We start from the raw sequence: 26506 nt of genomic DNA on the forward strand, positions 1-26506 counted from the left end.
GTAGATGCAGGGTGTATTATATTTATTGATTTAAACCAAATGATTCCCAGCCCGATGCTGTAACGCGGGTACAGGTCATGGCCTGGGTGCCGTTTTCACTTGAAATAAACTTACCATTGTTGCCCTGCAAGGTAATGGTGCCATCGGCATTAACTCCCCAGGTAAATTTCTCCCAGTCGCCGGGAGTGTTACGGTTACAGGTAATAGCCTGGGTACCGTTTTCTGACGATACATACTTACCCATGCTACGCAGATAGATCTTGCCTGCACCTGCGTCAAGTACCGTAAAATGTTCCCAGTCGCCGGCTGTGGTACGGGTACAGGTCATGGCCTGGGTACCATTTTCACCGCTTACATATTTGGCGTTAAAGCCTTTTAAAGAAATCACCTGCCCTATTGGCGGGTTATTATTTGGCGGAGGGGTTGTACTACCGCCCCCAACATTATAATGCGTATAGGTAGTAAAGCCAAGGAAGGTATTATCTGCAGGCACATATACCGGAGTGGCGTTTGAGCTCACTGTACGCAGCGAAGCCATGTTTGCTGTAGCATAATGATGATATGCCACTTCAAGCCCAGGGTAAACGGTGCTTGAAGTTGAGCAGTAATTACAGCCGGTACTTTGATTATACGCACTGCGCATAAAATCATAACCCTGGCTTATCCTGTTGGATAGTGCCGTATAAAGCGAGTTATCGCCCTGCATATTGGCAATTTCGGCAGCAAATGTCAGGCCGGTAAGCGAATATTGATAATGAACGCAATCCTGCCTGTCGCAAAGTTCGGGCATGGTGCCGCCCGCCTGGATCACACTGTTAAACACATTGTTTAATATAGTTTCGCCGTCATTAAACACATTGGCGCTGTTCAGGAAGACACCGATAGCCATTTTTGCATAACCGGCAGATACATACCAGTTGTTATTATAGCCGGTATTTACCGTGTTGTTGATGTAGTTGTTTTTAACATTATTAAGATAATTACTAAATGTGTTGATATCTGCAGCCGACCAGTTGGCCGATACGCCATTTGGCAAATAATACCGGATGATCTCGGCAGCAGCTACAAAGCTTGGCGTTGTCCATGAGGCTTCCAGATCGGGCTGGTTAGGGTTATCAGAGGCATCGATAGTGGCATAATTCTGAAAGGTAGACGCCCAGCCATTAAGGATAAACTTGCATTTGTCGGACCATTGGGTGTCTCCCGTTTTGGCAAAACGCAATGCCAGGGCATAAGCCAAAATCGCATCCTTCCTGATCTGCGATTTGGAAGGACTTGTATGCCCGTTCGAGCCCACATATACGGTTGAGTAAAACTGCGTAGGCATGGCATTGTTATTAATAAAATCCACCACTTTTTGATAAGCCGCGTTACGGGTGGCATCACCGCTGTTTACCTGCGAGGCTATCAGATCAAGATTTGCAGCCGTGTTAAGCACTCCGGGATGCACAAACGAGGTTACAGAACGGGGAATGGTAGTAACATCTGTACCCGGGGCATTATTTGCCAGCGAGGATTTTTTACACCGGGTAAAAACTACGGCGGCTGCAAGCAGCAGGACACAGCCCAGCCAGTAAGAAAGGTTGCTTTTCTTCATAAAAAAAGTAATAATTGGTTTATAAGATGTAGTTAATTGTTAACTGGTTTATTATCCTCACGCGGTGGTTCCCGGCGTTCGGAAAAATTGCTTATCAGCAATATCGGCCTGCACTGTTATATCAAATCTATTTAACTAAAGGATAATATTATAACACTGAAAGGAATTTATTTACTACAACGTTGTCGTAATTAATTGTTAAATAAACACTTACAGCGAAAGTTAAAGATATTTCAAAAGATTTTCTCTGCTTTTGTCCAAATTATTGGCTTTGAGGGTTTTTAATTCCCTCCCAAAGGAGGAGCGCGTTGGGTTGAGTAATGGCAGGGAGGAGTTTATGTGCCATTCTAACGAATAGGTTATGAAACCCATCCCCTAACCCTCCAAAAGCTACTGTGTGTGCACATCTTTTCGATGAATATCGATCAATAAAACCGAATGTCATTTCGACGAACCGGTTGGGAATGTGCGGGAGCGGTGAGGAGAAATCTTGTACATCATGCTCGGAACCTTGTATACGGCTCTACAGGGCGTAGAAGATTTCTCTTTCGCTCCAGCGCTTAGGCCTACTCTGCTCTATCGAAATGACATTTTTTATTGAAAACTTACAGGTACACGGTAGGTTATAAACGAGTGTAGGATTAATAGAAAGAAGCAGTATCCCTACTTTTTCACCAAACTAACCGGCTCAACCTCCTGGCTCAGCAGTTTTCCAAATAACTCCCAGCGTTTGGCAGGGGCTTTGGCGGTGCCTCCGTTTGATTCAATGTAGTTTTTCACCAAATCCTGACCGTAATTGTAGTTGATAACGTAGCTGCGGTATTTTTTGATGAAGCTGATTGATTTTTGGGCTGTTTCATCATTCATAAGGCAATACTTTTTGAGATATGACAGTGCTTTGTCCTGGCTCATGGTATTATTGATGAGCCCTCTTGCAGCCTCATTGCGGGCGTAGTTTAAAGTACCTTTTATGGCGAGGGCTTTGAAGTACAGGTCCACACCGGCGGTATCCAAACCGGCCAGCGGTAACAGTACATTTTTGGCAAACTTTATTTTATCATCACCGGGGAAAGCCACTTCAATACCATAATTGGCACTGCCTTCGGCGATCAATGATTGCGGACTGAACAGCGGGTATAACGAAATTTCAACCCAGCCTTTATCATGATAAAGATTTTTCTCCAGCAGCATGTTGTACACATGGTGGCCTGGATAGCTTTCATGGCTACCTACATCAATGGCGCGGTCAATAAAGATCTTCAGATCGGTATTGATCTGCACGGTACTTTTATAACCTCCTTTGTACCAGTTATAGCCAGACCATGGTTTATTGGTTACATACTCCAGCGTAAATGTTTCGCCGGCAGGCAGCTGATAATGGGCAAGGGTGCGTTTACGTGCTTCGGCAATGGCGGCTTTTATAACCGGGTCCAGTTTATCTTTGGGGATGATGAATTTATTGGCCAGCTTTTGGAACCTGTCGTTCACATTGCCTTTGCCTGGTAAAATACTATCAAGCAGGGTTACTTGTCCCTTAAAAAAGTCGTCGGTATAAACAGGGGCGGCTACGCCAAATAGCTCGCGCGATTCTTCGTCAAAAGGCCTCTCCTCTCCCGAAAAAATGCGGATGCGGCGACTGAAAGCGATCAACTGATCGGCCATCCAGTTGGCACGGATCTTATTGGTATCAATTTTTGTGGTATTGGCAATGGCACGCAGATCATTCATCAGGCTGTTTGCCGATGCCAGCAGGCTATCCTTTGGGAAAGTTTTCAGCGGCTCCTGTTTTGGCTTTAATGAATCCGGGCCGTAGTAAGCATCAACAAAATCACCATCATACTGCCCAATGCTAAGGCCAAGCTTTACGTATTCGACAGCAAGGCTGTTCAATTTTTTATTTTCGAGCTTTTGAGCCGGGTCGTGCCCGCATGAAAACAGTAATAACAGAGGTGCAAAAAACAGTAGTTTTTTCATGGCGAATGATCTTGTGCGGGTAAATGTGGCGCAAGATAATAATTCCATTTATTATAAGGGGGATGCAAGCTTCAATGAACAGTTGTGCAAAACCGTTTAAGGCTTCCTAAACGAATTAAGATTATAGGTTACCCCCACCGCTACACCTGTTGATTGCAGTTTGATATCTGAATATCCAACTCCTGAAATTGGCACTTTCATATACGGCTGCACGCTTACGCCAAACTTTGAGTTTATTTTATGTTCGTAAGTAGCATTGATATTGATAATACTTAATAAATATCCCTTGCTGTTTGGTACCGTATAAGTTTGAGGCCATGCGGCACTGTTAGTACCATCGGCATAGTTATAAGTATACTTTTCATGCAGCATCAGGTATGAGGACAGACCAGTACCAACCGATAATTTATTATGAAAATTACCGTACACCTGGTAACCTATATTGATAGGGATATCAAGCATTTTACAATCGGCAGTTACATCGGTTGGATCATGTTTAAAGTTATATGTTGTAACATAGTTAGCAAAGCTTGTATTGTAAGGTTTTGAGGAATATACAACACCGCTTGTAATAGTTAACTTTTTAGTAACGCCGAATGAAAGCAGTAAACCATAATTACTGCCAACTTTACCCTGAAAAGAGTTTGTACCGTTAACATCAGATGAAGCCAGCGCGGTTATAGCCCATTGCGGCCGGTAACCAAAACTTTGTTTGGTTATCTTTTTATCAGGTTTGGATACAGCAAAAGGAACACGCGGCCTGTCCAGCTCTGTTTTAAAATCGGGAGCTGTTGAAGAAACCGGTTTTACATCAAGAGATAATGAGCGGCTTGCCAGTAAGTTTGAAACAGAACCATTATGTTCTGCAGGATCAGTACCTGCCATCAGGAAAGGATCACGCCGCATGATAGTATCGCGGCCGGTAATCCCCCTTTTGCCTGCACCGGTAACATTACGGCGGGAACCAGCAGCAGATGGCGTTAGTATTGTTTGGCCTGTATTAACCTGGCTGCCTGCATTGCTGTTTGCAGCCACGTTGTTATTTTCAGGCTTTGTTGTTGTTTGGATACTATCTGTTTGAGATTGCTGCATGGCCCCGCCGCTTGTTCCGGGATTTGTTTTAGGCGCAGCAGGCTTAACATGGGCCTGTTGTTGCCCTGATGTATTATTATCCTGTACATGAGGTTTAAAAACCCACCATCCTAAAAACAGCAGCAACATAGCCGCTATTCCGCTTGCTATTGGCAACCAGTAAACAATCCCACGGCGTTTTTTGCCCTTGTCAAGCATTTGCTCAAGCGCATCCCAGTCATCCTCGTTAAACGCGCGATGATTTGCCGGGTCTTCCAGCCCCTTCTTAAAAATGTTATCTAAATCTTCTTCGCTTTTCATCCTCTGATACCATTATTAAAAAAAGTGGTCCTTACATCTATGCCATTATAGGCAACAATCGGGTTAAAATCCATGCCCCTGTTGTAATTGGTTTTATTAGCAGTTTCCTCTGCTTTTAATATCATTTGTTTTAGTTTCTGTCGTGCTTTGTGCAAGTTTGATTTTGATGTGCCCGGATTAATATTTAACATTTCACCAATCTCTTCGTGCGAATATCCGTCAATCGCAAAAAGGTTAAACACCGTACGATAAGCCTGCGGCAGCTGCTGTATCATGGCCAGCAGGTCTTCGTAATTTAAATTTTTATCTGTAAGGTCCCCTTCGCTCACATTTTCCGCCTTCTCCAGATCCTCCGTATAAGCCATTTTTAAATTGGCCCGGTAATAATCAATAGAAACATTCATCATAATGCGGCCAATCCATGCCTTAAACGGCCTCGAAGTATCAAACCTGTCAATATGGGTAAATACCTTCATAAAACCCTGGTTCATTACTTCTGCAGCCTCATCACGGTTACCTGCATAACGGAGACAAATGCCCATAGAAAAGCCGTAAAACGCCTTATAGAGCATTTTCTGACTTTTTCTGTCCTGCTTTACGCAGCCATTGATCAGTTGATGTAACTCTTCTTCGCCCATATGGGGTTTTATAAACTCAGAATAAAACGCATAAATTTAACCTAATCTACGCACATCACGGTAACTATTATTAAAAGGTTGCCTGCTATGTAAAATAATTTTAATTTTTCACATAGTTTGATAAAATATACCTGCTTTTCTCACTTATGTAAATCATTTATACAAAATATGTACAAGTTGATACATCCCGGATAAATCCTCACAAATAATTATATTTTTGATAATGAAGGCAACTGGTACATGCGTTTATAGCGTAATGTTCATATATTTAAAATCCCCGGCTGTTTTTAAAGGCCTTTTATGAAAATCGAAATAAACCCAAATTTCCCGGTTAAAAATTGTAAAATCTGCGGGGCACGCCCGGTAGTTGAGCAAACCAAAGATCGCTGGACCATACTATGCCCCTGCCCCAGCTGTAAAAATGCGGTTTCTGATAAACTGCTTAATATAATAGAGTGGAATAAACAAAATCCATAAATTATTTTTTTTCAGGTTTACCTACCCCAAGGCAACCAAACTCCATACCTGCACGATATATATTGTAAAGGGCTGTAGCAAGTCCTTAATAATATATACTACTAATACTACTGCTGCATGGTACCAGTGTCTGTTGTGATCATTACTAAAAACGAAGCCGCCTTAATTAAAGATTGTATAAAAATGGCTTGTTTAATTACCGATGATATTGTTGTGATTGATAATGACAGTACCGACGGTACCCCACTCATAGCCTCACGTTACGGCTGCCGGGTATTTCAAAAAAGCTGGAGCGGGTATGGCGCAAACAAAAACAAGGGCATAACCCAGGCCCGTTATAACTGGATCCTGAGCATTGATGCCGATGAAGTACCGGACATGGAACTTGTTAAAGCACTTCATAATTTAAACTTTGACAATCCGAATACTGTTTACGACATCAAATTCAAATCGTACTTTGGTAAAAAGCTGATCCGCTACGGCAATTGGGGGAACGACCATCACCTGCGTTTGTTTAACCGTTTGCTGGTAAAATGGGGCGAAACCGAAGTTCATGAAACGTTGCTTTTACCTTCCAATGTACAAATCAAAAGCATAGCTGGTTATATCCACCATCACTCGGTAACCGATATTGGCGACTTTAAACGTAAGGCAATTCATTATGCCCAGTTAAGTGCGGCTAAATATTACAAAGCCGGTAAAAAGGCAACGTTTGTAAAGCTGCATTTTTCGCCTGCTTTTGGCTTTTTACGTAATTACATTATCAGGCTTGGTTTTTTGGATGGGGCCGAGGGCCTGGCCATTGCGCGTGTTATTTATAAAAACACACGCCTTAAGTACGCCTATCTGAAACAATATAAAGAGCAGCCTCAAAAGCAAAATACCTATCATAAAGAACTGGTTATAGAGCAGGTTTAACCAATCCTAACAGCCAAAACCTGCTCATAAAACTGCAGCGTTTGCCTCGCTATTATATCGATATCAAAATATTGTTTTACCTTTTCATTGCCTGCTAAGGCAAGTTTCAACCTTTTTTCGGGTTCATTAAGCAGTGTAATTATTGCCGATGCCAATTGCGCTACATTGTCAGGATCTATCAGGATCCCGTTAATGCCGTCATCAACCAGTTCGGGGCCGGATGTACGGTTTGAGTTGATCACCGCTGTTCCGCATCCCATGGCTTCTAAGGGTGCAAGTGCAAAAGCTTCGGCATATGAGGGGAATACTGCTGCTGCCGAGTTAGCTAAACAGGCATAAAGCTCATCCTTGCCAACATGCCCTTTAAACGTAACACTACTTTTTGCGTACTCCTGCAAAAAAGCAGTTACCTTATTTACCGGGCCTTTCCCCAATACCAGCAACCGGGCATCGGGGACCTGTTTGATTACTATATTCCAGGCCTTTGCTAATTGAAAAATGCCTTTCTTTTGAACAAGGCTCCCCGTAAATACTACCTGCTTAGTACCTGGTACGCTGCTGCCCCTAACGGCAATATCTGTATCGATGCCATTATACAGCACCTTAATGGGTTTGCTGTATGACAGATAACCGGCACTTTTACCCGCAGTATAGGCACTTGCACTGCTTACGGCGGCTGCACGGTTTAAAATATCCTGTTCCATTTTCAAAACATGCGAAGCAACTGGTTTTCCCGCCTCGCTATTGAAGTAGGTAATAGAACCATTCATTTTAACAATTACCGGAACCGGCAATTCAGGGAAGGGAACATATGACCTGCAAAACCTGGTATAATCATTATAATCAGGCATTTCAATAATATCTATCTGTTCATCGCTAATAATATGTTCCAGTTTTTTTTGATAGGTAGCAAGGCTTTTTTTGATATCCCATTGTGTTATGCCGGCATCCAATAATACCTTGTTAAGTACTCGTACACTTAAGGATTGCTGATTTTCAAACCATTTACCATCAATACCCCAGCGGTACCTGAAAACCTTTACTCCTTCATCCTCAAATTCATCGGGACCTCCGTACCCGCGGCTATACAGCCCGGCAACAATTACCTTGTGCCTAAGCTTTGCCATTTGCCGGGCAATAAGCCGCACATAGGTACCAATACCGCCATGCGGCCCGGGAGGATATTCATCGCACAGGTATAAAATGTTCATTGCGCTAAAAACTGTTTACTGTTTTGAATAGTACGCCTGCTTAACTGCTTTGATACCAGGGCTACTAATAAATAAAAAGCTATCCCTAATAAAAGCCTGAACAAAAAATGGATGTTTATAGAGGAAGTGATAAACCAACCGGCCAAAGCAGTTGGGAGTAATATCATAAATGGCCGTAAGCTGATATGCATGATATGTTTGTTCACCAGCCGGTAATAAAGCACAGCCTGTAATATATTGGTAATTAAAAACGCCACTGCCGAGCCAATACCATTAAACAGCGGGATCAAAATCAGGTTAAGGGCGATGTTTGTTATGGCACAGGCTACAGTAACAGACGATACCGCTTTATACTTTTTAACGCTGAAACTTAATGACCAAAGCAGGTTTATAAAAAACTGCAGTGGGATACATAATGATAGTACCAAAAACTCGGCAGCATTGGTAGCGCCGTATTTACCGCCGGTTATCATGCCTACTACGGGTGTCCAAAGGATATTAAATACCAGGGGTAGCAGCATAGCCAGCAGCAGTTCGGCGGTATTAAATGAATTTACCTGCTCCTGTAATTCGTTGGTTGGTTTCAGGGTCATTAACCTCGACAGGCGCGGTAAAATTACAGGGGCAATAATAAGCATGGGCAACCGCGAAAGCTCATAGGCACGGTAAGCAAAACTATAGTCGGCCAAAACGGCTTTGCTTGCCATAAAACCCAGCAGCAGCCAATCCATCCGCGAAAGGCTCATATCAAATATAACGGATACATACTGCGCGGTGGATTCTTTAATCAGCTTTTTATAAGCCTGAAAACGGAATTTAAAACTAAAATCGGTTTTGGTGATAACATAAATGAGCAGGGCCAGCAATTCGGCCCCGGCTGTACATATCATCACCATGATGATGGAACGAACCTGCAGCTGATGAACAGCAACAAGATAAAATGCGCCGCAAACTCGTAAGCTATTGCTTATAATAGCTATGACACCATAAGGGGTAAATTTTTCCTTGGCATTTAAAAATTGCTTTAGCGGGATCCCCATGAAAAGCAAACCCTGCGCTATAAAAAACCAGGGCAGCACATGGTAAATTTCACCATGCAATACTAAGCTTAACAATGCCAATAGGGTTAGGGTTACAAGAAAAGCGGCCAGGGAATGGAACAAAAATGCCGCAGCCGCCCAGTCCGATCGTTGTGAGGCTGCTATCCGCCTGATCACCACCTGCTCCAGCCCAAACCCCAGGATGGTAGTAATAAATATGGATAAGGCGTTCATCCAGCTTATGGCGCCAAAACTGTCCTTGCTTAGGTAAACGGAAATAACATAAAAAAAAACGCTGCCCAGCACCTGCAGAGCGAGTGCCTGCAATCCTGATGAAAAAAACCTGATGAACGCTTTATTTCTGAGCAATGCTGTGTAGTGTTTATACCCTTATACTATTGTTTTTACCGGCCGGTTGCCTGTAACATTTTTATATCCCGGTTAAATATCTGCATATATCAGCATAATAACGAGGCAACCATTCCATTTTTTGGTACGTAACCTCATTAAACAAAACAATTGCAAAAAGGCCGGCAAAACCGGGAACAGACACCAACAAATAAGAGTAATGACAATCAGCTTGCCGGGTTTTGATATTAAGAAATGGAAAAGCTATGCCGATTGGCGGCTGCTGATCTTCCTGTTGCTGTTTATTAATGTGCGCATTCCATTTAAGATAGTAGCGCTGCTTTTTGTTTATATAACCCAGTTTGATTTAAAATTTGCCTTTAGGGCACATAATTCAAGAATCCCCTTGTTTTATCTGTTCGTTTTCCCGATAGCTGTTGTTGCTGCTGTTGTCAACAAAAACTTTGTTGATCTGTACTATGTACCCGTTTTTGCATGGGCACTGGTATGCTGGGCGATGGCCTTACTGGCAATTCATCAGGTTAAGCTCATTGTTGATAAAACAGATGCCCAAACCATTTACCATACGCTGATCCTCTTTTTTATTATAAACGCAGTTTTTTCGGCAGGTAACCTGGTGCACATCATGTGGATAATCAAAAGCATTAACCCTTATGCCTTTATGGGGATGCACCAGCGCTACTTTATCAATACCGGCGACGATGTCATGGGCATCAGCTTTGATCTTTCATCAACCAATGCCGTTCTCTGTGCTTTTGGTGTATTTTACTTCATTTACAAGCGCAATTTGGCTATGATGATCGTGTGCATGAGCACGCTGGTATTAACATATAGTAACCTTATCAGCATATTGTTTCTGCTTATCCTCGCTTTTATGTTTGTTTTCAAAACCACCCGCAATCAAAAAAGCATGATTGTAGTCGCATTGATGATATATGTTATTTCCATGGTCAAAATATCGCCGCAAAATGGAAAGTATATCAACGAGGTTACAGAAAGCGCCCTGCGCAAAAATCGTGTTGAAAAAAAGGATCAGACTACAGTACAGGCAACAACCGCAAATCCCGGCACGCAATTATTAACCAGGGATGAACAGCGAAGAAAATTTGCGCAAAACTACCTGGATAGCCTGAGCACGATAAAAGCCAGGCAGGAAAAACCCAGTACGCTTGATAAAAAGATCAAAAATCTGCCGCTTACAGATAATGGCCGGCTGTACATCCCCGAGCCCAATACCCACTTTGCCGAATTTTATAACATTGGCGAAATAACTCCCGACAGGCAGCAATTGATTGATTGTATAACTATTTACCGGGCACAGTTACCGCTTTGCCGGATTGAACCTTTCAGGCCTTCACTACCGGGAAAGATCACCGGTATTATACAAACCTATAATTATCTCAGCAGCCATCCGCTGCAAAGCATAACAGGGTTAGGCCCCGGAAACTTTTCATCAAAAATAGCTTTCAGAGCGGTTGGTGCCGGCATCAGGGGCGATTACCCCCCAAAATACACTTATATCCACCCTGCGTTTATGCACAATCATTTAGACCTGTACCTGAGCTTTTTCAGCAAGAATGCAGATTACCGTTCGGTGCGCAACAACCCCTACTCCACTTACGACCAGATGTTAAGCGAGTACGGCATCCTCGGGTTGCTTGCCTTGCTTATACTTTACATGGGCTTTTATGCACGGCATTATAAAAAGCTTAGTTATGGTTTGCCCATACTTATGATGGTAGCGGGCATATTTTTTCTTGATTACTGGTTTGAGCAGCTTTCGGTACTGGTAATTTTTGAACTGATGCTATTCCTCAACATAAAAGAAAATACCCCACCCGATTTGAAAACAAAACCTGCAGTGCCGGAGGAGCTTACCTATGCATAGCCCTCAAATTACTGTTTTAATGCCGGCTTATAATGCCGGTAAATATATCCGCGAAGCTATTACATCGGTGCTTGAACAATCGTTTACCGATTTTGAACTGCTCATTGTAAATGACGGCTCAACCGATGATACGCTTGAGATCATTAAATCATTTACCGATGAGCGCATAGTGGTTTTAAGCCAGCTGAATAAAGGCGTGGCGGCGGCATTAAATAATGGTTTACGCCATGCCCGGGCACCCTATATTGCCCGTTTTGATGCCGATGATGTATGTTACCCCTACCGTTTGCAGGTTCAGTATGATTTCATCACTTCGCACCCATATTACAGCATTATAGGTTCGGGGGTTGATTATACCGATGTTCGCGGCAACCTGATATTTACCTGGCAGCCTGATGCCATGAGCCATGCCGAAATCAGGCAGTTGAGCTACAGGATCTGCCCTTTCATTCACTCAAGCGTATTTTACAAACGTGAGGCTGTTTTAAACGCCGGTGGCTACAATGAACTGGCCTACACTTTTGAAGATCATTTTTTATGGGCCGGCATCCTTAAACACGAAAAGGCTTTTAACCTTAACCAGCCGCTCATTAAAGTGAGGCTCAATGCCGAATCTATCACCATTGATGAAAAATGGCGCACAGGCAAATTCAGGCAGATCAAGTACAGCACCCTGCGCAAACTGAGCATTACCGAAGCCGAAGGCAGGCAATTATCTGAGATCGGGATTAAACAATTATCGCCGCGCATCAAAAAAGGAGCTTACTATGCCCTGCTGGGCAAAAAATACCTGTGGAATAACTACCAGCCTGAAAAGGCAAGAAAAAACCTGCTTAAAACATTATCCATCAGTCCGCTGCATGTTAAAAATTATTTTTTACTGCTGATGTCATACTTGCCCGAGCGTACACTGATCAGGCTATATCAACTGGCTAAGGGCAATTTCCGTTTAGCCGAAGCTGATGAACCACCAACCGCTGTTTTAAATCAAAAGGAACTGAACTATGGCAGCTAAAAGGATAAAACTGTTTGTTGATGCGCACTCCTTTGATAAAGAATTTCAGGGGGCGCAAACCTTTATACGCGAGCTATATAACCATTTATTGGCCGAACGCCCGGACATAGATATTTACATCGGTGCCCGCAACACTGATAATATCCGCAGCCTGTTCCCGATGCTGCCGCCACAAAACATACTGCCTTATAAAAACCGCGGCGTTAACATCCTGCGCTTTATTTTTGATATACCGGCCTATATCAAAAAATACAGGTTTGATTTTGCGCACTTCCAGTATATCAGCCCTAAAAAAATAGCAGGCTGCCAGTACATTGTAACCATGCATGATATGCTTTTTAACGATTTCAGGAAGGATTTTCCTATCCTGTTCAGCATACCACGCAATTACCTTTTTGGCCGCAGCATTAAAAATGCCGATGTCAAAACCACGGTATCCGATTATTCAAAAGACCGGATCTGCGATTATTACCAGATCCCTGCCGATGATGTACACATTATTCAAAACGGGGTAAGCAACTCGCTGCTGCAATACCAGGCCTCAAAGCAGGAAGCTGAAGATTGGATAGCAGAAAAATTCGGCATCCGGAATTTCATTTTGTATACAAGCCGCATTGAGCCCCGCAAAAACCATCTTTTACTACTTCAGAAATATTTAAAACTGAAGCTGTATGAAAAGGGTACCGGGCTGGTGTTCATCGGTAAAGCATCTATAAAAACGCCGGGCCTGGCCAAACTCATCAAAAACCTTACTCCTGAGCAAAAGCAATTTTTCAGGTGGATCCCACAGGCAGAGCAGGCCGATCTGGCAGCTTTTTACAGGGCTTGCAAACTGTTTGTATATCCATCAAAAGCCGAAGGCTTTGGAATCCCGCCGCTGGAGGCTGCCCTTTGCGGCGCACCGGTGTTGTGCTCATCAGAAACGGCTATGAAAAACTTCAGCTTTTTTGCGCCATATACTTTCAACCCGGCCAACCATGCCGATTTTGAGCAAAAGCTTGCAATGGCCATTCAGCAGCCACCCGGTTATGCCTTTACCAGCCGGGTAGCACAACATATTGAACAGCAATACCACTGGCAAAAAAGCGGTATCATATTTTACAACTTATTACAAGCAAACTTTCATTGTCATGAAACTAAAAATAGCGATCTTAGGCACACGGGGCATCCCGAATTACTATGGCGGGTTTGAGCATATTTCCGAGTATGTATCTGCCGGTTTGGTAAAAAAGGGACACTCGGTTACTGTTTATAACTCGCACAATCATCCTTACAAAGCCGATAAGTGGAACGGTGTCAACATTGTACATTGTTACGATCCGGAATATTTGATAGGCACCGCCGGGCAGTTTGCCTATGATTTTAACTGCCTTATGGATGCACGCAAACGTAAGTTTGATGTGGTGCTGCTTATGGGCTACACCAGCAGTTCGGTTTGGGGCCACCTTTATCCGCCAAACAGCGTTATCATCACCAATATGGACGGACTGGAGTGGAAACGCTCCAAATACTCAAAACCGGTACAAAAATTTTTAAAGTACGCCGAAAAGCTGGCCGTAAAGCATAGCCAGTATTATATATCCGACTCAAGGGTGATCCGGTCGTACCTTAAAGATAAATACGAGGTTGACAGCCGTTACATCCCCTATGGTGCCGATCTGTTTTCAGAACAGGAACGTGAGCTGTTTGATAAAAGCGAAGTACTTAAGGAGGATTACTTTTTGCTAATGGCCCGCATGGAGCCCGAAAACAATATCGAAACTATTTTGGAAGGTTTTAACAGCAGCTCATCTAAAAAAAGCTTCATGGTTTTGGGCGATACCAGTAACCGCTTTGGTAAGTTCATTACCCATAAATTTAAAAACGACGACCGTATACAATTTAAAGGCGCCAATTTTGACAATTCGGTTGTGCGTGCCCTTCAAAACAATAGTTACCTGTATTTCCATGGGCATAGCGTGGGCGGCACTAATCCGTCTTTGCTGGAAGCTATGGCCAGTGAAGCGCTTATAGCAGCGCATAATAACCCGTTCAACAAGGCAGTGCTTAACTCAGATGCATTTTATTTTGATAATGCCACCGAGGTGCGCCACCTGGTTGAGAACGTACAGCGCAAGGATACTGAACGCGAAATGGTAAAGAACAACCTTCACAAAATCCAATACCAGTTTAACTGGGAAGTAGTGATAAACGACTACGAAGATTTTATACTGGAATGCTATCGGGAACAATATGAAAAAACTATTAAGGCCTGATGATACCCTGAACAACAGGATCAGCTATTACCTGCTGATGCTGTTGTTGCTGAGCCTGCCATTCAACCTGTTTTACAGTCACCTGTTTTTAATAGGCCTGGCTTTGCATACTGTTATACAAATTCGTAAAACTGCTATAAAGCCCCTTTTAACAACCGCCAATATTGCTTTGGCAGCTGTTTTTTTTGTAACACTGTTCAGCATTATTTACACTACCAATAAGCCCCAGGCTTTTACAGAGCTGGGCAGGCAGGTTACCATTTTGCTTATCCCCTTAATTTTTTGCTTTAACCCGCTTGATGTAAAAAAATACAGGCATAATTTTTTACTCGTATTTTCATTGGGCTGCACCATTACTATTATCTACCTTTTTTTAAAGGCACTCCTTACTATAAAATATTATCATCTGCCCATAACTGCATTGGCTTCCCCTTTGTTCACGAACCACAATTTTTCGGAACCATTGGAAATCCATGCAACTTTTTTCTCCATGCAGATAGCCATAGCGTTAATTTACCTGCTGTACGTTTTCATAAAAGAGGAAGCAAAAACTTATAAGCTTTTCCTGCTCATCTGTTCAGGTATTTTGGCTGTGGGCATCCTGCAGCTTAGCTCAAAATCAATATTTATTGCGCTGCTGCTTATTATAAATATCGCGTTGCCCTGGTTTATGCTAAAAGGGCGCAGCCGGATCTGGTTCACAACCATCAGCGCGTCATTATTTATCGCGGTAATGGCCGGTATTTATACCAGGGATGTTTTTAAAGAACGCTATATAACTGAATTAAAAAAAGACTTAAGCCAATCAACCGATGCAGAGCTTACCGATCCTCGGCTGGCGCGCTGGGGGGTGGCTATTAGCGTAGGCGCACAATCACCGGTTATAGGTCATGGTGCAGGTACCGAAATTGGCTTGCTTAAAGACCCATTTTTTGATCACCAGTTTTACCGGTCGTACCTGGCGGGGTTAAATGCGCACAACCAGTTCATCAGCTTCTTCATTAAATCGGGGATTGTTGGTTTACTGGTTTACCTGTTTGTGCTTGCTGTTGGTATCAGGAAAGCCCTTGCAAAACGCGACTTATTATTGATGGCTTTTATGGTTATTATAACTGCTGTTTCCTTTTCCGAAAACTTTTTAGATGTGGATAAAGGCATCTTTTTTTATGGTGTATTTTTCTCATTATTAATGTTTTCTGTAAGGCCGGAAACAACCGAAACCGGGACTAAAAATATTGTGTAATTAGTTTATTCACAGGCAACCAAAGCCATTAGGGGTACGTCATCATTATATATACAAAGACGTGAAAAGTACAGTCACCTTAGTTGAACAAAACAATAAACGATTGTTAAACACCAGGAACAATATTTTAGCTACCCTTGCCTATTTTGACATGTGGGATTATCCGTTAACCTACGGCGAAATATTCCTGTTCCTGGAAAATAAATATGGGCAGCATGATTTCACCGAAGCCCTTGATCAGCTCATAGTCAATAAGCTGGTATTCCATTTCGACAAGTTTTACGCGCTCAAAAACGACTATATGATTGCTGTGAGGCGCAACAAAGGAAATAAAAAAGCTGCTGAACTGATCATTAAGGCTAAAGAAGTGGGCGCTTTCCTGATCAGGTTTCCTTTTGTACGCGGCATAGGCATTTCGGGGTCATTATCAAAAAACTGTGCCGACGACAATTCTGATATTGATTTCTTTATCATTACCGAACGCAACAGGCTCTGGCTTGCACGCACATTCATGCATATGTTCAAAAAGCTTACCTTTTTGGTTGGTAAGCAGCACAACTACTGCATGAACTATTATATTGACGAAGCACAGCTGCAGATAGTTGAAAAAAACATTTATACTGCTATTGAGGTGGCCACTATTATCCCGCTTGAAGGAGATACCACCTTTGAGCATTTTTATAAAGCCAATGCCTGGATGCATGATTTCCTGCCTAACAAATGCATGCGCCTTGCTACCGCTAAGCCATTAAAAAAACTATGGTACAAGGCCATTTTAGAAAGATTGTTTAATAATTCGTTTGGCAATTGGCTGGATAACGCTTTTATGGGAATCACGTCCGGACGGTGGAACAAGAAAACTGAAATGAAAAAGCTGAACATGCGAGGTTCAATAATGAGCATGGCAGCAAGTAAACATTTCGCCAAACCATCTCCCGAAAACTTTCAGATTAAACTGATAGAGCGGTACCGGATTAAAGTTTCCACGTTATTGCAGCAATTTGAAGACCGGATGGCGCAGTGATCTCCTAAACAAGTTTGGGACAAGCTTATACACCACGTCATTGCGAGGCACGAAGCAATCGCGAACTATATACAGAGAAACCTGCTTAGCCGCTCTACTAACCGGGGATTGCTTCGTACCAAAGGCAATGCATATCGTCATCATGTCATTGCGAGCGTAGCGTGGCAATCGCATACTCTACAGAACGAATCTGCACAGTTCGCGATTGCTTCGTACCTCGCAATGACGTTTTTGAAAAGACTGTCATGCCGAGCTTCGTGAAATTCATTAAATGAAACTTTCCTACTTTTTTCTCAACGAAATAATATAATAATCCCCCACATACTTAAACGGCCAGGTAGTCTTCAATCTATCTTCCCACCGGGCAAGCATTTTATAAACACGCGGATGTTTTTCGGCAAAACCTTCAATGTATGATGGTGGCACTATCGTACACAATCCCTCAACGCCCAACACTTCAAAATCCTGCTTTAAACGTTTTTTGATGTATGACGGATTGTAATAGAAGCAATCAAAATAAACACCTTCAACATGTGCCTTGCGGCCTTTACTGCTAAAAAAACGGCGGAAAGCTGTTTTGAATTTCCCTTTAAATATTAGTAAAGTTTCCCAAAGACAAAACTTAGGCAGCACTACCAGTGTTACCATGCCTCCCGGGTTTAGCAAGTCTGCAAATGAGCTTAATACTTTATCCAGTTCCCCTGTACAATTAAGGCCTGCAAAATTGGAAAAAATCAGGTCGTAAGGGCCTTTATTATTCAGCTGCTCCAATTGGGTATATGAACAAAGTTCATTGCTTACTGCATGCTGCACACCATGCTTTATCATTTTTTCGCGGAGTTGCTGCTGCATCCCTTTGGAAATATCTGTAGCATGTACCCTAAAACCTTTTTTTGCAAAAAACAGGGCATCTTCACCGGTACCGCTGTTCAGCTCCAGGATACTCCCTGCCGGCTTCACGTACTGCAGAATATGGTCGCGTACCCGTTTGCGTTTGTAGCCGATGATGGTATCGGCAGCGTATAGCTCATCAAAAATTACCGACTGGTTGCTAAACGCCGCTTCGGCAAATTGTTCATTGATATGTGGTGAAGCGCCGGTCATATTGCCTTTTCAAATTTTTCCAGCTTCAGCTTTTCAAGATAGGTAAGCGGAGCATAGTAGAACACCGACAATGCTTTTTTTATACTGTTTACCGAACTTCCGAAGGGATCTTTAAGCAGTTTTTGCATGCTGTTTTTAGCCAGGTGTTTGTGATAATTACGGTGCACGTATTTATGCAATTGCTTGTAGTAGAAAGGCGGATAGGTGTTTTTAAACATCAGCGCCATCTCGTCAGAGTCTGTCCAGTTGGTTTTCTTTTTAAGCTCGGTTTTAACACGCTCATAAAAACCGGTACCAGGCAGTGGGTATGATACCGAAATACCAATCTCAAAAGGAAGCAACCGGTTAATCATATCTATGGTAAGCGTAATATCATCACGGGTTTCCTCGGGATAGCCAAACTGGATAAAGAACGACGGCTTGATGCCATGCGCTTTCATGAGATGAGTAGAAGTATGGATCTGATCGATGGTGATCCCCTTATCCATAGCATCCAACACTTTTTGGGATCCGCTTTCGGCCCCTATCCAAACATTTTCACAACCGGCAACGGCCAGGGCTTCGACTGCTTCTTCTTCGGCCAGTAAATCGGCCCGCGACTGGATCTTAAAGCGGATCTTAATCCCTTCCTGCGCCAGCAGTTTGGCAAACTCCTGGACCCAGCCGGGCTTCAATCCAAAAATATCGTCACAAAACCAGATATGATCCATCTGGTACTGCTCCTTAAGCATTTTAAGCTCATTAACAATATACTGCGGACTATGTGAATTATACCGATTGCCATAAATAGGCTTGGCACACCAGTTACACTTAAAAGGGCAGCCACGTGTAGTAACTACATTTACAGAAAAGTAACTGGCATTTTTCAGCCACATATCGCGGTAGGTGTTCATGTTCACCAGGTCCCATGCGGGCATAGGCAAGCTATCCAACTCCTTCATTACCGCGCGATTGGGCGTTTTAATGATCTCGCTGCCGTTCATATAGGCCAATCCTTTTATGGCAAAATAATCGCTATTGCCACTTCTGATGTATTCGGTAAGCTCAAGCAGGGTTTGCTCAGCCTCGCCCAGCATTACAAAATCGGCACCCTCGGCAAGATAAGCCGCATACCGGTCGGTTGAATCGGAGCTGGAAACAATAACAGTACAACCACGTTCCTTAGCCAGCTTACACATTTTAAACGCGGCCTCGCGCATATTGGTGAGGCACATTTTGGTGAGGTAGTTGAACCCATCATCATAGATCACGAAAAAATCGGGCTTATTCAACTCAATTGCAGCTATTACTTCATCAGGGTTGCTCACAAACATGGTATCAAACAGGCTAACCCGATAACCCAGTTCCCGCATCAGTGCGGCGGCGTATATAGTACCCAGCGGCGCATAAGGTTGCCCTATGCCCCATTGCTTGGGGTCGAAACGTAAAAAGTAAGAATGTGTAAACAGTATATTGTTCATACGTTTTTCAAGCCTGTTAAAAATCTCAGGAAATGTTCTATTCCCTCCCTTGGGAGGGGTGTGCAGGACTGTGATGTGGCAGGGAGGGGTTTATCCGCCTTTCAAAACGTTTAAACTTGTAGATGAAACCCCTCCCTACACCCTCCCAGGGGAGGGAATCGCACAATCCCGCGCTTTTATAATTTCTATTTTATCAATCCAACCTCGCCAACGGCGATAAATTAAGCGAGCACACGCATTTAACACAGGTAGGGTTATTACCCATATCCAGTGTTTTGCGAAAATTGATCGCCTCTTTGCTATTCAAAATATCATCTAATGAATTATCCCTGATGTTGCCCATCGCCTCATGAAAAAAGCAAGGCCTTACGGCACCATCAGCCTCAATTACAGCAGATACCCATGGCGCATTGCACTTTTTAAACGGGAACGCGTTATGACCGTAAAAGGCAGCATAATACCCATAAATATCCTGGATCTTAGCTGGTGATTCGGCGATGAACCAGTTGGTAAAATCGCTTTTGTTGGCGAGTACCTGGTTCACTATGCCCTGAAACTCGGCAAGTTCATTTTCGCCGGGCAGGATCTCGTGCTGCTTAGGCTCGGCCCATGCCGTTTGGCGGTTAAAGGCATGGCTGCTTACATCGGCAGGTAAAAAACTTACCTGGTCAATACCCATTTGCCTTGCCGCCTCAATAATGGCCGGCCAGTTCCTGTAATTTAACCGGTGGATCACCGTACGGGCCGTAATGCGGTATTTTGGTTCGATAGATTTGATATACTCCACTCCTTCCCGCAGCTTATTAAACGCGCCGGGAACATTGCGGATAGCATCATGCAAAAGCTCGTCACCATCTATCGAAACAATGAGGTCGTCAACCCATTTTAAAATATTGAAAGCATTTTTTTTGATAGAAAGACCGGTCGACAGCAGCGTAACCTTGATCTTTTCGGCCCGTAGTATCTCACAAAGCCTGAAAAAATTGGTATTCAGTAAGGCCTCGCCGCCCGACATCAATACCTGTTTGGTGCCGAATTTCCGAAGCGCACCAAGCAAGTCGGTTACATCAGCTTCGGTAAGCTGTTTCAGGTTTTTGTTATCCTTCCAGATATCGCACATTACACAGCGGCAGTTGCAGGCACTGTGCGGCATCAAAATTACGATGGGCAGCGCGGCAATGCGGTGCGTTTGCAGTGTACGAAAACGCTGAAAAGTATGATATAACGATTGGCCGGTCATCTGCATAAATTAAAATCCCTGTATTTCGGGCTGCCTGTAACGCCAAACCTTTTGCAGCAGCTTTATCTCGTACGGGTACTGGTACATGCTTGCCTTATAGCGCATAGTAGCTACCAGTTTAATTGCCATACGTTTAATCATATTGAGCCTGATATCGGTTACCGTTGGATATACCCCGTTAAGCACCGTTTCAAAATTTCTTATCTTATCAATCATATCGGGTGTAAGCCACGGTGTAAGCGGGTTTTTGCGCAAATCAAAGGCCTCCCAGGCCGGACTAATCCAATCTTCCAGTGTTTCGGGGAAACGGAAGCCGCTTTTCATTACCTGTTTAAACAATTCCGAACCTTCGGTAGGCACAGGACTATAGGTATAAATCACGATCTCGGTTTTCGGGTTCACCGCTTTCACTTTTTTAATAAAATCTATCTCAAAATCAATTTGAGCTTGTACCTGTTCCTGCGTAGGTGCAGGTGTACCAAGCACAAAAGAATATTCGGGGATGATATCAAACTTTTTAAGACGCTCGGCAAACTCGATGATCTGGTCGCCGGTTTGGGTGCCCCCCTTATCCATCTGTTCAAGGATGGCATTGTTACCGCTTTCGGCCCCGAAAAAGATGATCTTACATCCCGACTCACGGATGGCTGCCAGTGATGAATCTTTAAACTTTGACATGGTATCGATGCGGGCCATGCCCCACCAGGTCATGTTTTCAGGTTTGATTAAACGGGCAAATTCAACCGCACGCTTTTCTGATACAAAAAAGTTGTTATCATGAAACTCAATAGCATCGGCACCCCATTTATCCTTAATATATTTTACATCCTTATAAACATTCTGTGCCGATTTTGCCTTCCACCTTGCCTCATAAATTGGCACTACAGCACAAAAGGAGCAAGTGAACGGACAGCCGATGCTCGAGTGGTAAGCCATCGTTTTTTCGCCCAAATAGGTTTTACCCAAAAACTTGGTGATTGGATAAAAAGTATTCAGCTTATCATAGGGCAATGGCGGCAGTTTGTCCTGGTCTAAAAGGTCTTCCTTGGCGGTTTTGATGATTTTGCCATCAGTTGCTTTATAAATGAGGTTACGGATAAACTCATAAGGCTCATTATTCTCCAACGCATCTATCAAAGCGGGGAAAGCATTATCGCCGGGGCCGTTGATAATAAAATCAACATAGCCCGAATATAAAACCGCGTTAGGTTGATTTGAGGGAAAGTATCCGCCCCAGATCATTTTGGTATCCGGGTATTTTTGTTTAATAGTTTTGGCGGCTTTAATAGCCTGCCTTAACTGCGGACCAGGCATAACCGTAAACCCAAAGTATTTAAACTCACCGGTGCTTAAATAGCTGTCAATCTTCACCATCGGGTCAAGCTCACAATTGCCGTCAACAATAACCCAGTCATATTTTCCATCAACCGATGCCGCTATATTCAATATCGAATTAGGTATGCGGTACTTATTATTGGCACTGCGCGGGTTGAATAATAATATTTTGTTCATCTGTTAGTATTAATACTTTAGCTTTTGCCTTCAATCCCCCGGCAATGGATTTATTTTTCAGTTTATGCGGCCTGTAAATGCACCCCTGCCATTACATAGCCAACATCAAAACAACCCATTGCCATACCCAATCACAAATGCGGGGGATTGCCCATACAACAATTATCTCTGAGCCCACCTCTACAATATCGCTTTCACATTAGTAAATACGCCCCCCTTTAAACGCGGGTTGCCTGCCTGTATAAATAAAATGACTGGCAACCATTATTATTTAACTGCCGTATTTAATGATATAAGGTTGTTAACTAAATACGCCGTAATTGTGATCCAAACTGTAAAAAACTATATTAAGCAGCGCTTTTTCCCGCCAAACATCCTGGAGAAAAATTCGGTTGAGGCCTATGATATCTGGGCCGGGAATTATGATGCACAGCCCGGCAACCTCATGCTCGATCTGGATGAAGTTTTGTTCCCCCGGTTGGTTAGTGATACAATCATCACCGGTAAAAACGTAGCTGATATAGGTTGTGGTACCGGCAGACACTGGGAAAAGCTGTTTGCATTAGGGCCCGGAGCTTTAACCGGCTTTGATACTTCGGGCGGGATGCTGGCCCGTTTACAGCAAAAGTTCCCATCGGCAAATATTTACCGTATTATCGACGACCTGTTCAGCGATATGCCACCGGGCAGTTTTGATACCATAGTTTCAACACTTACTGTTGCCCATATCAAAAATATTGAGGCTGCCCTGCTGGCCTGGATGCGCATCCTGAAACCAAACGGAGATATCATTATCACCGATTTCCATCCGCATACGCTGGCTAACGGCGGTAAACGTACATTTAAACACGGCAGCAGTTTTATAGCTGTCGAAAACTACGTACACCCGGTAAATACCATTAAAGATTTAATGTTGAATAACGGTTTTACGCTGATTGCCGAAGAAGAGATTAAAATAGATGAAAGCATGAAGCATTATTATGCTGATAAAAACGCGCTTCATGTTTATGATAAATATAAAGGCTTCCCAATTATCTATGGGCTGCATTTGAGGAGAACTGATGGTACTGAATAATGTGATGATACCGGGAAACGATGCTGTGCTGGGCATAAGCATAAGTGAGGGCAAAATTAAACAGCTTGCCCCCGCCCTTGCTGATGACCGCGAACAGCTGACTTTGGTAGATGCCATTGCTTTTCCGGGGCTCATCAATTCGCACGACCATCTTGATTTTAACCTTTTCCCGCAATTTGGCAATCAAACTTATGAAAGCTATACCGAATGGGGAAAGCACATTCACCGGGAATATGCAGGTGAGATTGCATCTGTATTAAAAATCCCCATTGCCCTGCGCGAACGCTGGGGTGTTTATAAAAACCTGCTTTGCGGGGTAACTACAGTCATAAATCATGGCGAAAAGGCAGTAATAAATGATCCGCTGATCACCATATTTGATAATTGCCAGAGTATCCACTCGGTCCAGTTTGAAAAAAACTGGAAAAAGCGGCTTAATAACCCGCTCAAAATAAATAGCCCGGCAGTGATCCATACAGGCGAAGGCACCAACAATGCCGCCCATGCCGAAATTGATGAGCTGATTAAATGGAATTTGCTCAAACGCAAACTCATCGGTATTCACGGCGTGGCCATGGATCCAGTACAGGCCAAACATTTTAAAGCTTTAGTTTGGTGTCCAGAGTCAAACTACTTCCTGCTCAATAAAACAGCGGCCATTGATCAGCTTAAAACAAAAACAACTATTTTATTTGGTACCGATAGCACGCTTACCGGGCATTGGGATCTTTGGCACCACATCCGCCTTGCACGTAAAACGCAAATGCTTACTGATGCAGAATTGTACAATTCTCTTACCTCGTTGCCCGCCAAAACCTGGAAACTGAATACCGGTAGTATTGCAGATGGATTTGATGCTGATATTGTTGTAGCCAAAGCAAACCGTAAGGCCGGATTACAGGCATTTTACGAGGTAACACCCGATGATATTTTACTGGTGATGCATAAGGGCGAAATCCTTTTATTTGATGAATCGCTTTATCACCAGCTTACCGGCATTATTAGCCAAAACTACAGCAAGGTTTTCACCGGTAATCGTTTTAAATACGTACAGGGCGATATCCACGGATTAATATCCGAAATAAAACGCTACAAACCCGACGCCGGTTTTCCTATACCCTACCCAGCCCAGCCCGCAGCATGAGTATCATCAAAAAAATATGGTCGAGATCAAAGCGCAAGGCAGCTTATTTAAGCGGCAATGCACGCCATGTTTTGGGCTTGGATACAAAAGCATATCAGAATGCCCGCGGAAGCCGCATTATCCTTTATCACAATGTTTGCAAAAGCGATCCGCATAAATTCAACACGCTGTTTTTAACTATTGAAAGATTTGAAGAGCACCTGCAGTACTATAAAAAGTACTTCAACGTGGTTTCACTCGATGATTATTATGCAGGGCGGTTCAGTAACGATAAGTTTAACATCTGCCTTACTTTTGATGACGGGCTGGCCAATAACTACCACTATGTATTGCCTTTATTAACTAAATACCGGGTACCGGCCACTTTTTTTGTGACAGCCATCCGCGATGCCGGTTTTGATATTTTATGGAACGATATGCTGAGCATTGCCGGTTACTACGGGCCCAAAAAGTTCACTTATAAAAATCAAACCTATCGTAAAAACAGGAACAATAAATACGTAGACGAAAGGGGTGTTTCCTACGCTGAAAAACTAAGATCGACCGGGTTTAACGAAAAAGCCGCATTGATGAGCTTTCTTGAACAGCTCACCAGTTTTAAGACAAACAGGCATGATGATGATTACTGGCTGCAAATGACACCCTCACAGATCAAAACCATGGCTGCCTCGGCCTATGTTACCATTGGTGCGCATGGTTACTATCATAATGATCTTGCCCGCATTTATCCTGCAAACGCGGCAGGCGAAATAACCATGTGCAAGGATTATCTTGAAAATATAACCGGCAAGCAGATCAGCAGCTTTGCTTTCCCTTATGGCTCATATAACGAGCAGGTTTTAAACAATGCCAAAGAAGCCGGTTACACCCAGCTACTTGCTACAGATTTTATTAAACCGGATGACGGGCAGGATAACACCATGCGCGAGCGCTTTACCGTGAACCCCTTTATATCAACACCTAACCAGTTAAACGCCATAATAAGGGGGAGATATGCATAACGAGGGATACAGGATAGAACGCTTAACAGAGGAGCGACTTGCCGATATGACCAGCCTGCATAAAGCTGTTTATGGCAAAGCTTTAGCATCCGATTTTTTTAGCCGGAAATATAATACCGCTTTTACCGGGGTTATGTATACCGGATACCTGGCCTACGCAGGTGATATACCCGCTGCGTTTTATGGTGTGATTCCCTGTTTTATCGATTGCGGCGGACAGCCTGTTTTGGCCGCCCAATCGGCAGATACCATGACCCATCCCGATCACCGCGGCAAAGGCCTGTTTATTAAACTGGCCGAACTTACTTATGAGCTTTGCTACGCCGAAGAGATCCTGATATTGTTTGGGTTCCCTAATCAAAACTCCCTGCCAGGCTTTGTGAACAAGCTCGACTGGCAGGTAGCCACCCAAATGGAATGTTTTATCATCCCTGTTAAAACGCTTCCACTGGAAGGATTAGCGAACAGGCTTCCGTTTTTGAAGGGGTTATACAGGTTTTATACGCTAAATGTATTGAAAAAGCATGTCGCCCCTCAAAAAGGGGTAACAAGCACTTTAATTAACGAAGGCTTTTATGGCCTGCAAAGGGATAGCTATTACCTCGGCCATAAAACGTATACTGAAAGTTTTACTATCAAAACGGGAGGTACTTCAATTTGGTTCAGGATAGCCGATGGAATGGTGATAGGCGACATTGACATTGCGGTTAATGACATGCCAGATATTATACCCAGGCTTATAAAAATAGCCCGGCAGTTGGGATTAAGAAAAATACAGTTCCAGGCCGACAGGAGATCGGCACTAAATACATTTTTGAAAAAATTTGCAGAGCCTATCCCTTCGTTCCCGGTAATTATTAAAGACCTTGGTGCGAGGTTATCGCCCGATAATATGGCATTTGCTTTTGCTGATATAGATATTTTTTAAA

22 protein-coding genes are annotated in these 26506 nt (G+C 43.3%); 12 read left to right on the forward strand and 10 right to left on the reverse strand.

The annotated features are described in order from the left end of the window. Positions 1 to 22: 22 nt before the first annotated feature. From ACFFGT_RS22865 to ACFFGT_RS22880, 4 genes are all read right to left on the reverse strand, one after another. Positions 23 to 1597, reverse strand: coding sequence for an alginate lyase family protein (locus tag ACFFGT_RS22865; protein WP_377024837.1), 1575 nt, complete (start codon positions 1595 to 1597; stop codon positions 23 to 25). Positions 1598 to 2260: 663 nt separating this feature from the next. Next, complete coding sequence (locus tag ACFFGT_RS22870; RefSeq protein WP_377024838.1) at positions 2261 to 3619, reverse strand: hypothetical protein; 1359 nt, start codon at positions 3617 to 3619, stop codon at positions 2261 to 2263. A 48-nt stretch (positions 3620 to 3667) separates the two neighbouring features. Further along, positions 3668 to 4963 carry a hypothetical protein gene (locus tag ACFFGT_RS22875; RefSeq protein WP_377024839.1) on the reverse strand — a complete coding sequence of 432 codons (1296 nt, stop codon included), beginning with the start codon at positions 4961 to 4963 and terminating at the stop codon, positions 3668 to 3670. Beyond that, entirely contained in the window at positions 4960 to 5601 is a 642-nt protein-coding gene (locus tag ACFFGT_RS22880) for an RNA polymerase sigma factor (RefSeq protein ID WP_377024840.1), read from the reverse strand. Before ACFFGT_RS22880 ends, ACFFGT_RS22875 begins: the two co-directional genes overlap by 4 nt. 300 nt (positions 5602 to 5901) lie before the next feature. Between ACFFGT_RS22880 and ACFFGT_RS22885 the strand changes: the two genes are divergently transcribed. Then, positions 5902 to 6078: a hypothetical protein gene (locus ACFFGT_RS22885; protein ID WP_377024841.1), complete on the forward strand. Its 177-nt coding sequence runs from the start codon at positions 5902 to 5904 to the stop codon at positions 6076 to 6078. A gap of 117 nt (positions 6079 to 6195) precedes the next feature. Further along, the gene (locus ACFFGT_RS22890) at positions 6196 to 6996 is read left to right on the forward strand and encodes a glycosyltransferase family 2 protein (protein WP_377024842.1); all 801 of its coding nucleotides are present in this window, start codon (positions 6196 to 6198) and stop codon (positions 6994 to 6996) included. Here the strand turns inward: ACFFGT_RS22890 and ACFFGT_RS22895 are convergent. Beyond that, a complete protein-coding gene (locus tag ACFFGT_RS22895; RefSeq protein ID WP_377024843.1) occupies positions 6993 to 8207 on the reverse strand; it encodes a glycosyltransferase family 4 protein in 1215 nt (404 codons plus the stop codon). The genes ACFFGT_RS22890 and ACFFGT_RS22895 overlap by 4 nt on opposite strands. Then, complete coding sequence (locus tag ACFFGT_RS22900) at positions 8204 to 9616, reverse strand: oligosaccharide flippase family protein (protein ID WP_377024844.1); 1413 nt, start codon at positions 9614 to 9616, stop codon at positions 8204 to 8206. Before ACFFGT_RS22900 ends, ACFFGT_RS22895 begins: the two co-directional genes overlap by 4 nt. A gap of 199 nt (positions 9617 to 9815) precedes the next feature. Here ACFFGT_RS22900 and ACFFGT_RS22905 point away from each other — a divergent pair, with 199 nt between their 5' ends. The 6 genes from ACFFGT_RS22905 to ACFFGT_RS22930 all read left to right on the forward strand — a co-directional run bounded on the left by ACFFGT_RS22905 (position 9816) and on the right by ACFFGT_RS22930 (position 17041). Beyond that, positions 9816 to 11504: a hypothetical protein gene (locus tag ACFFGT_RS22905; RefSeq protein WP_377024845.1), complete on the forward strand. Its 1689-nt coding sequence runs from the start codon at positions 9816 to 9818 to the stop codon at positions 11502 to 11504. Then, positions 11497 to 12519, forward strand: coding sequence for a glycosyltransferase (locus tag ACFFGT_RS22910; RefSeq protein ID WP_377024846.1), 1023 nt, complete (start codon positions 11497 to 11499; stop codon positions 12517 to 12519). Before ACFFGT_RS22905 ends, ACFFGT_RS22910 begins: the two co-directional genes overlap by 8 nt. Continuing rightward, positions 12509 to 13711: a glycosyltransferase family 4 protein gene (locus ACFFGT_RS22915; protein ID WP_377024847.1), complete on the forward strand. Its 1203-nt coding sequence runs from the start codon at positions 12509 to 12511 to the stop codon at positions 13709 to 13711. The genes ACFFGT_RS22910 and ACFFGT_RS22915 overlap by 11 nt, the downstream gene beginning before the upstream one ends. Then, complete coding sequence (locus ACFFGT_RS22920) at positions 13650 to 14774, forward strand: DUF1972 domain-containing protein (RefSeq protein WP_377024848.1); 1125 nt, start codon at positions 13650 to 13652, stop codon at positions 14772 to 14774. Before ACFFGT_RS22915 ends, ACFFGT_RS22920 begins: the two co-directional genes overlap by 62 nt. Then, positions 14752 to 16017, forward strand: a complete 1266-nt coding sequence (locus ACFFGT_RS22925) for an O-antigen ligase family protein (protein WP_377024849.1) — start codon at positions 14752 to 14754, stop codon at positions 16015 to 16017. The genes ACFFGT_RS22920 and ACFFGT_RS22925 overlap by 23 nt, the downstream gene beginning before the upstream one ends. A 61-nt stretch (positions 16018 to 16078) precedes the next feature. After that, a complete protein-coding gene (locus ACFFGT_RS22930; RefSeq protein WP_377024850.1) occupies positions 16079 to 17041 on the forward strand; it encodes a hypothetical protein in 963 nt (320 codons plus the stop codon). Between the two features lie 282 nt (positions 17042 to 17323). On the opposite strand, the gene ACFFGT_RS22935 is transcribed toward ACFFGT_RS22930, so the two are convergent. The 4 genes from ACFFGT_RS22935 to ACFFGT_RS22950 all read right to left on the reverse strand — a co-directional run bounded on the left by ACFFGT_RS22935 (position 17324) and on the right by ACFFGT_RS22950 (position 22357). Then, the gene (locus tag ACFFGT_RS22935) at positions 17324 to 18145 is read right to left on the reverse strand and encodes a class I SAM-dependent methyltransferase (RefSeq protein ID WP_377024851.1); all 822 of its coding nucleotides are present in this window, start codon (positions 18143 to 18145) and stop codon (positions 17324 to 17326) included. Beyond that, positions 18142 to 19605 (reverse strand): B12-binding domain-containing radical SAM protein, encoded by a 1464-nt coding sequence (locus ACFFGT_RS22940; protein ID WP_377024852.1) that lies wholly within the window; start codon positions 19603 to 19605, stop codon positions 18142 to 18144. Before ACFFGT_RS22940 ends, ACFFGT_RS22935 begins: the two co-directional genes overlap by 4 nt. 193 nt (positions 19606 to 19798) lie before the next feature. Further along, positions 19799 to 20851 (reverse strand): radical SAM protein, encoded by a 1053-nt coding sequence (locus ACFFGT_RS22945; protein WP_377024853.1) that lies wholly within the window; start codon positions 20849 to 20851, stop codon positions 19799 to 19801. Between the two features lie 3 nt (positions 20852 to 20854). Continuing rightward, positions 20855 to 22357, reverse strand: a complete 1503-nt coding sequence (locus tag ACFFGT_RS22950; RefSeq protein WP_377024854.1) for a B12-binding domain-containing radical SAM protein — start codon at positions 22355 to 22357, stop codon at positions 20855 to 20857. A 250-nt stretch (positions 22358 to 22607) separates the two neighbouring features. Here ACFFGT_RS22950 and ACFFGT_RS22955 point away from each other — a divergent pair, with 250 nt between their 5' ends. Genes ACFFGT_RS22955 through ACFFGT_RS22970 form a run of 4 tightly spaced genes read left to right on the forward strand, consistent with a single transcriptional unit; the run spans position 22608 to position 26505 of the window. Further along, the gene (locus tag ACFFGT_RS22955; RefSeq protein ID WP_377024855.1) at positions 22608 to 23432 is read left to right on the forward strand and encodes a class I SAM-dependent methyltransferase; all 825 of its coding nucleotides are present in this window, start codon (positions 22608 to 22610) and stop codon (positions 23430 to 23432) included. After that, positions 23419 to 24576: an amidohydrolase family protein gene (locus ACFFGT_RS22960; protein WP_377024856.1), complete on the forward strand. Its 1158-nt coding sequence runs from the start codon at positions 23419 to 23421 to the stop codon at positions 24574 to 24576. Before ACFFGT_RS22955 ends, ACFFGT_RS22960 begins: the two co-directional genes overlap by 14 nt. Further along, positions 24573 to 25577: a polysaccharide deacetylase family protein gene (locus ACFFGT_RS22965; protein ID WP_377024857.1), complete on the forward strand. Its 1005-nt coding sequence runs from the start codon at positions 24573 to 24575 to the stop codon at positions 25575 to 25577. Before ACFFGT_RS22960 ends, ACFFGT_RS22965 begins: the two co-directional genes overlap by 4 nt. Beyond that, entirely contained in the window at positions 25570 to 26505 is a 936-nt protein-coding gene (locus ACFFGT_RS22970) for a GNAT family N-acetyltransferase (protein WP_377024858.1), read from the forward strand. Before ACFFGT_RS22965 ends, ACFFGT_RS22970 begins: the two co-directional genes overlap by 8 nt. The last annotated feature ends 1 nt before the right edge of the window (position 26506 follow it).

This window comes from Mucilaginibacter angelicae (assembly GCF_042434235.1).
GTDB lineage: Bacteria > Bacteroidota > Bacteroidia > Sphingobacteriales > Sphingobacteriaceae > Mucilaginibacter > Mucilaginibacter angelicae.

What these genes read in the sequence shown, in the direction of transcription:
- ACFFGT_RS22865 (WP_377024837.1), bottom strand. Translation starts at nt 1,597, where the DNA reads ATGAAGAAAAGCAACCTTTCTTACTGGCTGGGCTGTGTCCTGCTGCTT.
- ACFFGT_RS22870 (WP_377024838.1), bottom strand. Translation starts at nt 3,619, where the DNA reads ATGGAATTATTATCTTGCGCCACATTTACCCGCACAAGATCATTCGCC.
- ACFFGT_RS22875 (WP_377024839.1), bottom strand. Translation starts at nt 4,963, where the DNA reads ATGAAAAGCGAAGAAGATTTAGATAACATTTTTAAGAAGGGGCTGGAA.
- ACFFGT_RS22880 (WP_377024840.1), bottom strand. Translation starts at nt 5,601, where the DNA reads ATGGGCGAAGAAGAGTTACATCAACTGATCAATGGCTGCGTAAAGCAG.
- ACFFGT_RS22885 (WP_377024841.1), top strand. Translation starts at nt 5,902, where the DNA reads ATGAAAATCGAAATAAACCCAAATTTCCCGGTTAAAAATTGTAAAATC.
- ACFFGT_RS22890 (WP_377024842.1), top strand. Translation starts at nt 6,196, where the DNA reads ATGGTACCAGTGTCTGTTGTGATCATTACTAAAAACGAAGCCGCCTTA.
- ACFFGT_RS22895 (WP_377024843.1), bottom strand. Translation starts at nt 8,207, where the DNA reads ATGAACATTTTATACCTGTGCGATGAATATCCTCCCGGGCCGCATGGC.
- ACFFGT_RS22905 (WP_377024845.1), top strand. Translation starts at nt 9,816, where the DNA reads ATGACAATCAGCTTGCCGGGTTTTGATATTAAGAAATGGAAAAGCTAT.
- ACFFGT_RS22910 (WP_377024846.1), top strand. Translation starts at nt 11,497, where the DNA reads ATGCATAGCCCTCAAATTACTGTTTTAATGCCGGCTTATAATGCCGGT.
- ACFFGT_RS22915 (WP_377024847.1), top strand. Translation starts at nt 12,509, where the DNA reads ATGGCAGCTAAAAGGATAAAACTGTTTGTTGATGCGCACTCCTTTGAT.
- ACFFGT_RS22920 (WP_377024848.1), top strand. Translation starts at nt 13,650, where the DNA reads ATGAAACTAAAAATAGCGATCTTAGGCACACGGGGCATCCCGAATTAC.
- ACFFGT_RS22925 (WP_377024849.1), top strand. Translation starts at nt 14,752, where the DNA reads ATGAAAAAACTATTAAGGCCTGATGATACCCTGAACAACAGGATCAGC.
- ACFFGT_RS22935 (WP_377024851.1), bottom strand. Translation starts at nt 18,145, where the DNA reads ATGACCGGCGCTTCACCACATATCAATGAACAATTTGCCGAAGCGGCG.
- ACFFGT_RS22940 (WP_377024852.1), bottom strand. Translation starts at nt 19,605, where the DNA reads ATGAACAATATACTGTTTACACATTCTTACTTTTTACGTTTCGACCCC.
- ACFFGT_RS22945 (WP_377024853.1), bottom strand. Translation starts at nt 20,851, where the DNA reads ATGCAGATGACCGGCCAATCGTTATATCATACTTTTCAGCGTTTTCGT.
- ACFFGT_RS22950 (WP_377024854.1), bottom strand. Translation starts at nt 22,357, where the DNA reads ATGAACAAAATATTATTATTCAACCCGCGCAGTGCCAATAATAAGTAC.
- ACFFGT_RS22955 (WP_377024855.1), top strand. Translation starts at nt 22,608, where the DNA reads ATGACTGGCAACCATTATTATTTAACTGCCGTATTTAATGATATAAGG.
- ACFFGT_RS22960 (WP_377024856.1), top strand. Translation starts at nt 23,419, where the DNA reads ATGGTACTGAATAATGTGATGATACCGGGAAACGATGCTGTGCTGGGC.
- ACFFGT_RS22965 (WP_377024857.1), top strand. Translation starts at nt 24,573, where the DNA reads ATGAGTATCATCAAAAAAATATGGTCGAGATCAAAGCGCAAGGCAGCT.
- ACFFGT_RS22970 (WP_377024858.1), top strand. Translation starts at nt 25,570, where the DNA reads ATGCATAACGAGGGATACAGGATAGAACGCTTAACAGAGGAGCGACTT.